The sequence below is a fragment of the Shouchella phoenicis genome (assembly GCF_047238345.1).
In the GTDB taxonomy this organism is placed as follows: Bacteria; Bacillota; Bacilli; order Bacillales; family Bacillaceae_D; genus Shouchella.
This window is the reverse complement of sequence record NZ_JBDFMQ010000001.1, coordinates 2248717-2261374: the sequence shown is the minus strand read 5'-3', so window position 1 is coordinate 2261374 and position 12658 is coordinate 2248717. Positions and strand designations below refer to the sequence as shown.

The 12658-nt window shown below is 39.9% G+C and carries 15 protein-coding genes; all 15 read left to right on the top strand.

The window, feature by feature from the left end; genetic code table 11:
* Positions 1 to 108 precede the first annotated feature (108 nt).
* The 15 genes from spoVE to ABC361_RS12040 all read left to right on the top strand — a co-directional run bounded on the left by spoVE (position 109) and on the right by ABC361_RS12040 (position 12638).
* Positions 109 to 1206 carry a stage V sporulation protein E gene (gene spoVE / locus ABC361_RS12110; protein WP_413074210.1) on the top strand — a complete coding sequence of 366 codons (1098 nt, stop codon included), beginning with the start codon at positions 109 to 111 and terminating at the stop codon, positions 1204 to 1206.
* Positions 1207 to 1434: 228 nt separating this feature from the next.
* Complete coding sequence (locus ABC361_RS12105; protein WP_413074209.1) at positions 1435 to 2196, top strand: cell division protein FtsQ/DivIB; 762 nt, start codon at positions 1435 to 1437, stop codon at positions 2194 to 2196.
* A 297-nt stretch (positions 2197 to 2493) separates the two neighbouring features.
* A complete protein-coding gene (gene ftsA, locus ABC361_RS12100) occupies positions 2494 to 3789 on the top strand; it encodes a cell division protein FtsA (RefSeq protein ID WP_413074208.1) in 1296 nt (431 codons plus the stop codon).
* Positions 3790 to 3831: 42 nt separating this feature from the next.
* Positions 3832 to 4938 (top strand): cell division protein FtsZ, encoded by a 1107-nt coding sequence (gene ftsZ, locus ABC361_RS12095; RefSeq protein WP_413074207.1) that lies wholly within the window; start codon positions 3832 to 3834, stop codon positions 4936 to 4938.
* 177 nt (positions 4939 to 5115) lie between these two features.
* Entirely contained in the window at positions 5116 to 6006 is an 891-nt protein-coding gene (gene spoIIGA / locus ABC361_RS12090) for a sigma-E processing peptidase SpoIIGA (RefSeq protein ID WP_413074206.1), read from the top strand.
* A 10-nt stretch (positions 6007 to 6016) separates the two neighbouring features.
* On the top strand, positions 6017 to 6730 hold the full coding sequence (sigE, locus tag ABC361_RS12085) for an RNA polymerase sporulation sigma factor SigE (protein ID WP_413074205.1): 714 nt from the start codon (positions 6017 to 6019) through the stop codon (positions 6728 to 6730).
* Positions 6731 to 6893: 163 nt separating this feature from the next.
* Complete coding sequence (gene sigG, locus ABC361_RS12080) at positions 6894 to 7679, top strand: RNA polymerase sporulation sigma factor SigG (protein ID WP_099301140.1); 786 nt, start codon at positions 6894 to 6896, stop codon at positions 7677 to 7679.
* An 86-nt stretch (positions 7680 to 7765) separates the two neighbouring features.
* On the top strand, positions 7766 to 8074 hold the full coding sequence (locus ABC361_RS12075) for a YlmC/YmxH family sporulation protein (protein ID WP_413074204.1): 309 nt from the start codon (positions 7766 to 7768) through the stop codon (positions 8072 to 8074).
* Between the two features lie 63 nt (positions 8075 to 8137).
* A complete protein-coding gene (gene pgeF, locus ABC361_RS12070) occupies positions 8138 to 8965 on the top strand; it encodes a peptidoglycan editing factor PgeF (protein ID WP_413074203.1) in 828 nt (275 codons plus the stop codon).
* A complete protein-coding gene (locus tag ABC361_RS12065; protein ID WP_413074202.1) occupies positions 8965 to 9666 on the top strand; it encodes a YggS family pyridoxal phosphate-dependent enzyme in 702 nt (233 codons plus the stop codon). The genes pgeF and ABC361_RS12065 overlap by 1 nt, the downstream gene beginning before the upstream one ends.
* 11 nt (positions 9667 to 9677) lie before the next feature.
* A complete protein-coding gene (locus ABC361_RS12060) occupies positions 9678 to 10121 on the top strand; it encodes a cell division protein SepF (RefSeq protein ID WP_413074201.1) in 444 nt (147 codons plus the stop codon).
* Positions 10122 to 10148: 27 nt separating this feature from the next.
* A complete protein-coding gene (locus tag ABC361_RS12055; protein WP_099301135.1) occupies positions 10149 to 10430 on the top strand; it encodes a YggT family protein in 282 nt (93 codons plus the stop codon).
* Positions 10431 to 10433: 3 nt separating this feature from the next.
* Positions 10434 to 11195: a YlmH family RNA-binding protein gene (locus ABC361_RS12050; protein WP_413074200.1), complete on the top strand. Its 762-nt coding sequence runs from the start codon at positions 10434 to 10436 to the stop codon at positions 11193 to 11195.
* Between the two features lie 95 nt (positions 11196 to 11290).
* Positions 11291 to 11815: a DivIVA domain-containing protein gene (locus ABC361_RS12045; protein WP_413074199.1), complete on the top strand. Its 525-nt coding sequence runs from the start codon at positions 11291 to 11293 to the stop codon at positions 11813 to 11815.
* 190 nt (positions 11816 to 12005) lie between these two features.
* A complete protein-coding gene (locus ABC361_RS12040; RefSeq protein ID WP_413074198.1) occupies positions 12006 to 12638 on the top strand; it encodes a TraR/DksA C4-type zinc finger protein in 633 nt (210 codons plus the stop codon).
* Positions 12639 to 12658: the final 20 nt, after the last annotated feature.

Genomic DNA, 12658 nt, shown 5'->3' with positions numbered 1-12658 from the left:
TTTTATCGTGGTCGTATGAATTGAAAGAGTCTGTGACAATGTTTTGGACATGTTTTCCCCTTCTTGTTCATATAGTGAGGAAGAGAAGGTACTTGCTGGGGGTGAACAATGAATAAAGAAAGACAGGCGCCCGACTATATCTTAATTGTTGCAACCATCACATTGCTCGCAGTTGGTTTGATTATGGTATACAGCGCAAGTGAAGCGTGGGCATCCTACCGCTTTGATGATTCATTGTTTTTTGCAAAAAGACAATTTTTCTTTGGGAGTGTAGGCGTCCTTTTAATGTTCTTCATATCAAGAGTTGATTATTGGACTTGGCGCACGTATTCAAAAGTATTGTTAATCATTTGTTTTGTGTTGCTCGTCCTTGTTTTAATTCCAGGAGTTGGCTTAGTGCGTGGGGGAGCAAGAAGTTGGTTAGGAATTGGTGCATTCTCTATTCAACCTTCAGAATTTATGAAGATCGCGATGATTATTTTCTTGGCCAATTTTTTAGCTGTTAACCAAAAGCGAATTGTCTTATTTCGAAAAGGGTTATTGCCAGCATTAGGATTTGTTATGGTCGCATTTGCAATGATTATGTTGCAGCCTGACTTAGGGACAGGCACGGTCATGGTAGGAACGTGTGTGGCGATGATTTTCATTGCTGGGGCTCGTGTCAAGCATTTTATGGGCTTGTTTTTAATTGGCGTAGCAGGATTCGTTGTGTTAATCATTAGTGCGCCTTATCGAATAAAACGGATCACTTCTTTCCTCGATCCTTGGGCAGATCCAATGGAAAGCGGTTTTCAAATTATTCAATCCCTCCTGGCCATTGGCCCTGGTGGATTGCTAGGAATGGGGCTAGGGGAAAGTCGACAAAAGTATTTTTATTTACCTGAACCACAGACCGATTTCATTTTTGCGATTTTAGCAGAAGAATTAGGCTTTATGGGTGGTGTGTTCGTTTTACTTTTATTTGCGATTATTTTCTGGCGCGGGGTACGAATTGCGCTTGGAGCCCCAGATTTATTCGGTAGTTTTCTAGCGGCAGGTGTTGTCACGATGATTGTCATTCAAGTAATGATAAATATTGGCGTTGTTACAGGGTTAATGCCTGTTACTGGAATCACGCTTCCGCTTTTAAGTTATGGTGGTTCATCCTTAACCTTAATGTTGATGTCAATCGGGATTTTACTTAACATTAGCAGGCATAATCGGTAAACCATTCGTAGTTTTTCGTCGATACATGTAGAGAGAGGGGGTTTTCCCTTCTCTCTTTTTATTATTATTAGAATCAAAAAGGGGATTTATGATAAAATGCAGAAAACATAACGATAATTGGTTTTGTTTGATAACAAATAGGGAATAGAAGCAAGTCTAGCATCTTTTTTATTTTATAGAATTGCTTGTGTTCAATCATCAACAGATGAATTCGTTGGAGGAATGAATGTGAGTAGAGATGAAAAAGTGGTGTCCGTAAACGAACGAATTCCCACTTTACAAGAAAAACGACGTCGGAAAGCGAACAAACGCTTATTAAGTATTGTGATTGTGTTTTTCTTTTTAATTATGGTGCTCGTTTATTTTCAAAGTCCGCTTAGTGAAGTAAATGCGATTCATGTTGAAGGCAATCAATTGCTAACTGAAGAGGAAATACGTCAAGCAAGTGGACTAAGTGAAGGTATGAATATATGGAACATCGATAAGGACCAGCGCATAAATCAAGTCTCTCAATTAAAGGAAATTGAATCTGTAGAGATTAATCGTAGCCTTCCTTCTTCCATACACATTCAAGTGGAAGAGTATCCTCGTGTTGGCTATGTGTATAGCGATGAAGGTTACTTACCCCTTCTGCAAAATGGACAAATTCTTGATACCGTGCATGAAAGTCAGTTGGTTGGCGATGCCCCCATTTTAGTTGACTTTGAAGACGAAGAGACCCGTGCAATGATTGGTGAGCAATTAACGAATACGGCGCCAGAAATTGTAGGGCGTATATCAGAAATTATTTATACACCGACAGAAGAAGCACCGGAAGAGTTGACCTTGTATATGACAGATGGCGTTGAAGTTCGGACAGATTTATCGTCATTCGCAGAATACATGCAACCGTATCCGCAAGTTCATGCGCAAATAGATTCATCTAGATCTGGTGTGCTTTATATGAAAATGAGTCCATATTTTAAAGAGAACGAAACGGCTGAAGAGTAGGGATTTGGAAGGATTTTTTTGCTCTACTTTTCTATTGACGCACGATTTGAAGCGGTTCAAGCCGTTGATGAACACGTTTATTTCATTATGTAACACATTCTTAATAGAGGATTGCGAAAGGTTTTATCTTTTCACCTGCAGAAACATGGTGTAGACTAAAGAACAAGAGCCTTAAAACATACATAATGCTACGAGATTTAAAAGGATTCTATTAACGCTTGTCGAATACTGTTTGTGTGATAAAAAATTGAAACTATGAAAGTTGAACACCATGATTGTGCAGATGAGGAGGTGCCATTGGTGAGTAATGAAACATATGTAAGCCTAGATATTGGAACATCTTCAGTAAAAGTTGTTGTGTCAGAGATTGCTGGAGGTTCAATTAACATTTTAGGTGTCGGCAGTGTTCCTTCTGAAGGAATTAAAAAAGGAGCCGTCGTCGATATAGATGAGACGGTAAAATCAATTAAAAGAGCGGTCGATCAAGCCGAGCGCATGGTCGGGATTCAAATTGAGCATGTTGTTGTCGGTGTAAATGGGAGTCATATTGAGCTAACGCCTTGTCACGGTGTTGTAGCGGTTTCTAGTTCAGATCGAGAAATTGAAGTAGAAGATGTACGTCGTGTAATCGATGCTGCTCAAGTGATGTCGATCCCACCTGAGCGAGAAGTGATTGATGTCATTCCAAAACAATTCATTGTTGATGGATTAGATGAAATTACGGACCCTCGCGGAATGATTGGCGTTCGATTAGAAATGGAAGGAACGTTAATTACTGGATCAAAGACGGTCTTACATAATTTATTGCGATGTGTAGAGCGTGCAGGGTTATCAATTGCTGAAATCAGCATTAATTCACTAGCTACGGGTTCTGTCGCTGTGTCAAAAGACGAGAAGAGTTTAGGTGTATGTGTACTCGAAATTGGTGGAGGTTCAACGACTGTTTCCGTTTTTGAACAGGGTTCGCTCGTTGCGATGTCGGTTTTACCAATCGGTGGTGAACATATTACAAATGATCTAGCTGTTGGGTTAAAGTTGACAACGGAAGAGGCAGAGCGAGTAAAATGTAAACATGGACATGCTTTTGTTCCAGAGGCTTCAACAGAAGAACAAATTACCATCCAGAAAATTGGCTCGAACGAAAGACACACCATTACGCAACAAGAATTAGCGAGTATTATTGAACCAAGAGTTGAAGAAATCATTGAGCTGTGTGCAAGGGAATTGGTACGATTAGGTTTTAAACAGTTCCCGAGTGGCTTTGTATTAACAGGCGGAGCTGTTATGATGCCTGGTGTACTAGAGTTAACGAAAGACATGCTTGAAGGAAATGTTCGAGTGGCCATTCCGAATTATATCGGTGTACGCGAACCGCGCTACACGGTTAGCATCGGGCTGATTCATTTTGCACACAAAAATGGCCGTGTACAAGGAAAAGAAATTGCCGCTGCTTTTTCGTCAGCTGAGCAGGTTCCTGAAGAGGCGAAAGCCGCACCTGTTGCCAAGCGAAGTAAGCGAAAAGAAACCGAAACGGTGCAAGATGAGAAAAAAGAATCCAAGATGAAATCTTGGTTTAAGACATTTTTTGATTAATGAAGAGAAGCTTACTGCCAGTATGGTTAGGGGGACAAATAAATGTTTGATTTTGAAATGGACATGGAACAATTAGCACAAATTAAAGTCATCGGCTGCGGTGGCGGCGGTTCTAATGCTGTAAACCGTATGATTGAAAATGGATTACAAGGTGTGGAATTTATTGCCGTGAATACAGATGCACAAGCGTTGCATCTTTCAAAAGCTGAAAAGAAATTACAGCTTGGAGGTAAATTAACAAGAGGTCTCGGTGCTGGGGCTAATCCAGATATCGGAAAAAAAGCTGCTGAAGAAAGCCGAGAGCAGCTAGAAGAAGTGTTAGATGGAGCGGACATGGTCTTTATTACTGCTGGAATGGGCGGTGGTACAGGAACTGGTGCCGCACCTGTAATTGCTGAAGTCGCAAAAGAAATTGGTGCCTTAACAGTAGGGGTTGTCACAAAGCCATTTACATTTGAAGGTCGCAAACGTCAAAACCAAGCGCTTTCAGGAATTGTTGCGCTTAAAGAAAAAGTTGACACGTTAATTGTTATTCCAAATGACAGATTGTTAGAGATTGTTGATAAAAATACACCGATGCTTGAAGCGTTCCGTGAAGCGGATAACGTTCTTCGCCAAGGTGTACAAGGGATTTCTGATTTAATTGCTACACCTGGTTTAATCAACCTTGATTTTGCTGACGTAAAAACGGTCATGAGTGAAAAAGGATCTGCACTTATGGGGATTGGGATTGCTACTGGTGAAAACCGCGCGGCTGAAGCGGCGAAAAAAGCGATTTCTAGTCCGTTACTTGAAACGTCAGTAGACGGTGCGCAAGGCGTGTTAATGAATATCACTGGTGGAACAAACCTTAGTCTTTATGAAGTGCATGAAGCGGCGGAAATCGTTTCTGAAGCATGTGATGAAGAAGTAAATATGATTTTTGGTTCTGTCATTAACGAGAATTTGAAAGATGAGATTGTTGTGACAGTTATTGCCACAGGTTTTGAAGAAGCGGAAAGAAAACCTCAACCGCGTCCATCTGCACAAAAACCAGCGCAATCGAAACAAGTCGAATCAAAATCAACAGAAAAGCAAAAACCAAGCAACGACGAACAATCAGATACACTAGATATTCCAACGTTTTTACGAAACCGTAGAAATCGTTAAGCATTCTAAAAGACCTGTTACCAGCTTCATAGGGTAACAGGTCTTTTTTTGTTGTTCGGAGAAAGGACAACGTTTGGCAAAAGCTTTCAAAATAACAGGCTTGTCCTTGCCACGAAGTGACAGACTTCCCTCTTCGTATCTACTATACTAAGTTTTATCACTATAGGGGGAGCCTTCATGACCGTTTATCTAGACTTAATTTGGTTACTGAATCTAGGAATTGATTTTCTTTTAATCATAGGAACGGCTCTCTTGTTAAAACGAAAAAAAAACTATGTGCGTATGGGAGCAGCTGCTTTTTTCGCTTCTCTCGTTGTGTTTTTTATGTTTACGCCATATGTGTCCATCTTTATGAATCCAATTGTTAAATTTATTTATTCTTGTTTTATTGTATTCATTGCTTTCGGATACATACGTTTTACTTTTTTTCTGCAAAATCTAGCCGGTTTTTTTTTCCTCACTTTTGTTACCGGCGGCGGTCTGTTTGCCATGCATTATTTTTTTCAAACTGATGTTGATCTAATGGCTCATTTACCAGGGCATGGACTCGGTGGTAGTACAATAAGCTGGGCGTTTGTGCTTATTGGTTTTCCCCTTGTTTTTTGGTTTAGTAAACAACAAGTTGATACCTTCAAGATAAAAAAAGTACATGCAAGTGAAATGGCAACAGTGAAGATTGAAATTGAAGACTTTACATTTGAAACAAGGGGGCTTGTCGATACTGGAAATCAATTAAAAGACCCACTCACTCGAGCGCCAGTGATGATTATTGAAGCACATCTACTTCATCCGTTACTTGGAAAACAACAGACCGATGACATGCTCAATCTGGACACGAAAGAGAATCATCCGTTTATGCATCGAATTCGCCTCGTGCCGTATAAGGCGGTAGGGCAAAAACAACCGTATTTAACAGCATTTAAACCTGATCAAGTGACCATTTATTATGGCGATGAACAGTTTGTGACGAAGCGTGTGTTGTTAGGGCTGTATGGAGAAGCATTATCATCTGAGGGGGAGTATCAAACGATTATCCACCCTCAGCTAGTTATTTCACAAGTGAGCTAAGGAGGAAGCGATGATAAAAATGAAATGGAAGTTACTGATCATTCGTCTACTGAAAAAGTTTGGGATGAAAGAAGACGAAATTTATTACATTGGTGGGAGCGAGGCATTACCTCCGCCATTATCAAAAGAAGAAGAAGCTGAACTGCTTCAAAAGCTACCAAATGGAGATGAAGCGGTACGTTCTGTCTTGATTGAGCGTAATCTTCGACTTGTTGTTTATATTGCAAGGAAGTTTGAGAACACAGGTATCAACATCGAAGATTTAATTAGCATTGGTACGATTGGACTGATTAAAGCCGTAAACACGTTTAATCCTGAGAAAAAAATTAAACTAGCGACCTATGCGTCACGTTGTATTGAAAATGAGATTTTGATGTATTTACGTCGTAACAATAAAACCCGTTCGGAAGTGTCGTTTGATGAACCGTTGAATATTGATTGGGACGGAAATGAATTACTCTTATCAGATGTGCTCGGAACAGAAGAAGACATCATTACAAAAGGGATTGAAGAAAGAGTGGATCGCCGCCTTCTCGTAAAAGCGCTACATACCTTGTCTGCCCGCGAAAAACAAATTATGGAGCTGCGCTTCGGCTTAACTGGTACAGAAGAAAAGACACAAAAAGACGTTGCGGATATGCTAGGGATTTCACAATCGTATATCTCACGATTAGAAAAACGAATTATTAAACGGCTTCAAAAAGAATTCAACAAAATGGTTTAGAAATGTAAGCGATGAGCAGAAAAAATAATTTCTAAATTTTAGCAGTGTCGTGACAAGGTTAAGTCTTTGTTTACTGATTTCCAAACAAAAAGCGAGTGCATAAAATTTTTTTCCCAGGGAGATACTTTTTTTGACATCATCTTCCGTTTAGGGGGTAAAGAATTTGACTCGTAATAAAGTGGAAATCTGTGGCGTAGATACATCAAAGCTACCCGTTTTAAAAAATGCTGAGATGCGGGAACTCTTCTCGCAACTACAGTCAGGGTATGAGCCGGCAAGGGATACATTAATTAATGGCAATCTTCGGTTAGTACTTAGCGTCATTCAGCGTTTTAACAATCGTGGTGAAAATGTTGATGACTTGTTCCAAGTGGGATGCATTGGGTTAATGAAATCCATTGATAATTTTGATTTAGGTCAAAATGTGAAGTTTTCAACTTATGCGGTTCCGATGATTATTGGAGAAATTCGACGATACTTAAGAGATAATAATCCAATTCGCGTATCTCGGTCACTACGAGATATTGCGTATAAAGCGTTACAAGTTCGGGATCAGATGATGGCAGAAAAGAAAAGAGAAAATGAACCAACTGTACAAGAAATCGCGGCGGTATTAGATGTACCAAAAGAGGATATCGTGTTTGCACTGGATGCAATACAAGATCCAGTTTCTTTATTTGAGCCGATTTACAATGATGGTGGAGACCCAATCTTTGTAATGGATCAAATTAGCGATGAGCGAAATAAAGATGTGAATTGGGTAGAAGAGATCGCTTTAAAAGAGGCAATGATTCGATTAAACGATCGTGAAAAAGTTATTTTAAATATGCGGTTCTTCCAAGGAAAAACACAAATGGAAGTAGCAGACGAAATAGGAATCTCCCAAGCACAAGTGTCACGTCTAGAAAAAGGCGCGATTCAACAAATGAATAAGCATATTGAATCGTAAATAAGTCGTTGCTGTTGCAACGGCTTTTTTCTTGTTCATAAATGATTCTAGGAGAAGCATATAGTAAGAATAAAGGAGGGCATGCGATGATTAAAATATCTGAACTCTCATCGAAAGACATTGTGAATATGGAAAATGGAAAGCGACTTGGTCACTTAAATGATTTGGATATTAACTTGAATACAGGCAGAATTGAAGCGATTATTATTTCAAGCCAGGGGAAGATGATGAATTTATTAGGAAGCAGAGACTCAAATGAAACCATCATTCCTTGGAAGAATATACTGAAGATTGGTTCTGACGTCATTTTAGTAGAGCTACCGGAACGTTATAAGCAGAAGCAAATGATTACGGAATTGGAGCAAGAACAAGAAAGGAAAGAACCGCAGCGGTAAACATTTCTTCTCCGCAGGCATTATGGTAAAATAAAGCGAGGAACACAAAAAGGAGTCACAACGATGAAAGCAAACTGGCAGTTACTCACAGAACGAGTAGAGTATGAAACCAACTTTAATTCCTTACACAAAGATTTATTCGCCGGTTTTACAACACGTCATGGCGGTGTGAGCGATTCACCTTATGACTCGTTGAATATGGGCTTTCATGTTGAAGATTCTGCTGACGCGGTTGTACATAATCGTGAGCGAGTTGCTCATGATATCGGTTTTGCGCTTAATTCTTGGATCGGTTCTGAACAAGTCCACCATGCAACGATAGTGGAAGTGACAAAACACGATCGAGGAAAAGGGGCACGCCAGCTTGATACAGCTGTTCAGGGAACAGATGGGCTTTATACAAGTGATTCAAATGTGCTGTTGACGAGCTTGTATGCAGATTGTGTCCCGCTTTATTTTTTCTCAAAGAAGAGCGAAATGATTGGCCTTTGCCATGCGGGTTGGAAAGGCACAGTAGCGGAAATCGGACCAAAGATGGTGCAAACTTGGATTGAAAAGCATGCTGTTGATCCTGGTGATATTTACGTTCTTATTGGTCCTTGTATCTCAAAACAAGCGTATGAAGTTGATCGCCATGTCATGGAACATGTCATGCCTCTTATACCTGAAGACATCAAGAACATCTTTACACCCACTCGGAATCAGCGCTATTTACTTGACTTACCTGCTTTAAATCGTTTGTTATTAGAACGATCGGGAATTCTCCCTGGGCACATATTTGAACCTGATCAATGTACATATGGGGACGATCGTTATTTCTCTCATCGACAAGCACAGGGGAAAACAGGTAGAATGATGAGTATGATAGGCTTAAAGAAGGTGAAAGAGTAATGAATACAAACGTACAAGAGAATGTTGCTGCGCTACTGTCTCGAATTGAAACTTCTGCTACTAAAGTCGGGCGGTCATTAGACGATATTCAGATTATTGCTGTCACAAAGTATGTTTCAGTTGAAACGGCTAAAGCTGCAATAGATGCAGGCATTTCTCATATAGGGGAAAACCGCATAGAGGGGCTGCTTGCGAAAAAAGCAGTGCTCGATACAGAAGTTGACTGGCATTTCATTGGCTCGCTGCAATCGAGAAAAGTAAAAGATGTTGTCGGCGAAATATCGGTTCTCCATTCGCTCGATCGCTTAAGTTTAGCTAAGGAATTACAAAAACGTTTAAACCAGCAAGATCAGACGCTACGATGCTTTGTGCAAGTAAATGTGTCTGGAGAAGAATCCAAAAGTGGACTAGCTCTTACTGAAGTTGAGCCGTTTATTGAAAAGCTAAAAGCGTATGACCGAATTAAAGTGGTGGGTCTTATGACAATGGCACCGTTTGTTCCCGATGCTGAAGAAACGCGACCTTACTTTAAACGATTAAAACAACTGCAACAATCGATTGCCGATAAAAACTACGAGCACGCTCCTTGCACAGAAGTGTCGATGGGCATGTCGAATGACTTTGAAGTGGCAATTGAAGAAGGTGCTACGTATATACGCATTGGAACCATTCTAGTAGGCAATGAACACGTGTCTGAATAAGGAGGATGGAAATGGGCTTTAAATCAAAGTTTAAAACGTACTTTAATTTAGATGACCATGTTGAAGAAGTTGAACGTTATGTAGACGAGCCTGAAGAAGATGAGGGACAAACAATGCCAAATCGATTTCAAGGAAATGAAGCAAAAGAAAAAGAATCACAATCGAATATTGTGAGCTTAAAAAGTGTTCAGCAACATGCGAAAATGACGTTGATTGAACCACGTTCATATGACGAAAGCCAAGACATTGCGGATCAATTAAAGAATCGGAAAACAGTCGTTATTAATTTACAGAGAATGGAACACGATCAAGCATTACGGGTAGTAGATTTTTTAAGCGGAACCGTATATGCTATTGGAGGAGACATTCAAAAAATTGGTGCGAGTATTTTCATATGTGCACCAGATAATGTGGAAATATCAGGGTCGATTAGTGATATTGCTAATCAATTTTGATTTTACAAGGTAGGTGATGAAAGCAAGATGGAATTGTTTGTTAACTTTATATTTAACCTTATACGTTACTTAGCGCTAGGGTACTTCTTTGCGATTTTAATTTACATCATCATGTCATGGGTAGGTGGAAGAGATTCCGCATTTGGAGAATTCCTTGGCAGTATTGTTGAACCGTATTTAGGAATTTTCAGGAATATTATCCCACCAATTGGCATGATCGATTTATCGCCGATTGTTGCGATCTTCCTTTTAAACTTAGCGGTTCGTGGTTTAGGGCCAGTTCAACAGTGGATTATGGGGCTATTTTAGACGATGTACGAACATTTTCGAAAGGAAGAGCACCCTTTTGTTGATCAAGTCCAAGACATGATTGAGTCCGTCACCTTGTTTCATCAAGAACGGCTGACGGATTTTCTTGATCCAAGACAGCAAGATATTTTGACTTCGATTGTAGGGAAGAATGAGGAGTGTGAGCTTCTCTTTCACGGAGGCGCTCAAGGCTGTGAGCGAAAGCGAGCCCTTTTGCGACCGATTTATCTACAGGATGAGCCGCCCAATTGGGGAATTACATTTTTGTACGCTTCCTTTTCCTCTAAATTTGTGACGCTTTTGCATCGTGATGTTTTAGGCGCTCTCATGAATACAGGCTTAAAACGTGAGAAGTTTGGTGATATTGTTGTAGGCAATGACTTCTTTACGTTTGCAACGGCGGCAGATACAGCAGCTTACATACGAATTTCGCTTGATTATGTAGGAAAAACCTCGATTTCATTGGAAGAAACAGATACAATGGGAATAGAAGAAGAACATTGGCAAACAGAGCAGGTGCTCGTTTCCTCGATGCGATTAGATGCGGTTCTTTCTTCTGTGTACGGTTTATCCCGTTCAAAAGGGGTCGAAGCGATTTCCAAAGGATATGTAAAAGTGAACTGGCGATTGGTTGACCAACCAGCTTTTACATTGGCAATTGGTGATTACTTGTCTCTGCGTGGCTACGGTCGCGGAAAAGTCATGCATACAGACGGCATAACGAAAAAAGAAAAAATTCGTTTAACAGTAGGACGAAAGAAGTGATTTTGCCTTGACGGCGAAATTTGTTGTTTTAAGAAGGTATTTTTCGGGGAATGTCGAATGAAGAAAAGAATCAGGATTTCATGGAGGTGGGACGGTTGCCATTAACGCCGTTAGATATTCATAATAAAGAGTTTACACGCTCGTTTCGCGGGTATGACGAAGATGAAGTAAATGAGTTTCTTGATCAAATTATTAAAGATTATGAAGCGGTTCTTCGAGAAAAAAAGGAATTGTTTGAACAAGTGAATGCTCAAGATGAAAAACTTTCACATTTCCACAATATCGAAGAAACTTTAAATAAATCGATCATGGTTGCGCAAGAGGCTGCAGATGATTTGCGTAATAATGCTCAAAAAGAAGCGCAATTAATCGTGAAAGAATCGGAGAAAAATGCAAACCGAATTGTAAACGAAGCGTTGAGCAAATCAAGAAAAGTTATGATGGAAATGGAAGAGCTTAAAAAACAAGCGTCTGTTTATAAAATGCGGTTTAAAATGCTGATTGAAGCGCAAATGGAAATGCTTCAGACAGACGACTGGGAGCAGTTTGCTGGTAGTGAAGATAATTTTAACGAAGAAGAACTGCTTAAAGAATTTGAAGAACAAGAAAGCAAATCGTAAGGTGCATTTTACATATACATGTAACGGTTTATCTGCGTTTTATTAAAAAAGTTTTTCAAATGAAGCATCGACTCACGTTTCGTAGAGATCGATGCTTTTTGTATGAAAAAGAATCCATTTTCAGCTGGTTTTATTTGGCGCTCAATGAATACGTAGAACGGGTCATCCTACGTATAAGGAGTGATTTTAAATGGATACAACGTGGTATAAAAGCAAGCTGATTGAACGTAGAGAGCAACTCGTTAAACATCAATCTTCTCATGACCCTAAACAACAACAAGCAGAGTTATCGAATTATGATAATCATCCTGCTGATAATGCGACCGATTTATTTGATCGCGAAAAAGATGAAGCGTTGTTTCAACACGCTGAGCATGAACTTCATGCAATTGACGATGCGTTAGAAAAGATTGATCAAGGTACGTATGGTAGATGTGAAGTGACTGGTGAACACATCCCTGAAGAAAGACTTAAAGCTTATCCAGAAGCACGAACGATTGCATCTGTGGCTTCCCACTCTGTGCCCTATGATCGACCTGTTGAGGAAGAAGTTGTACAAGGGTTTGAAGCATATAATAAGGACCATGATGAAGATGAAACAGAGTTTGATGGAGAAGATGCCTATCAAGCGGTCGCTCGTTTTAATGATACGTCTTTGGAATATGATGAAGAAACAGGAGATACCGACTTATATGGCGCGAATGGTGTGGAAGACTTTGAAGGGTTTCTTTCCACAGGTATTGATGGGTATCATGGGCCGGACAGTGTGACGGTTGAGCAAAATGAACATTATAATGCTTATCGGAAACGAGACCAGAGATAATAGCGGTTTGTGCAAAAACA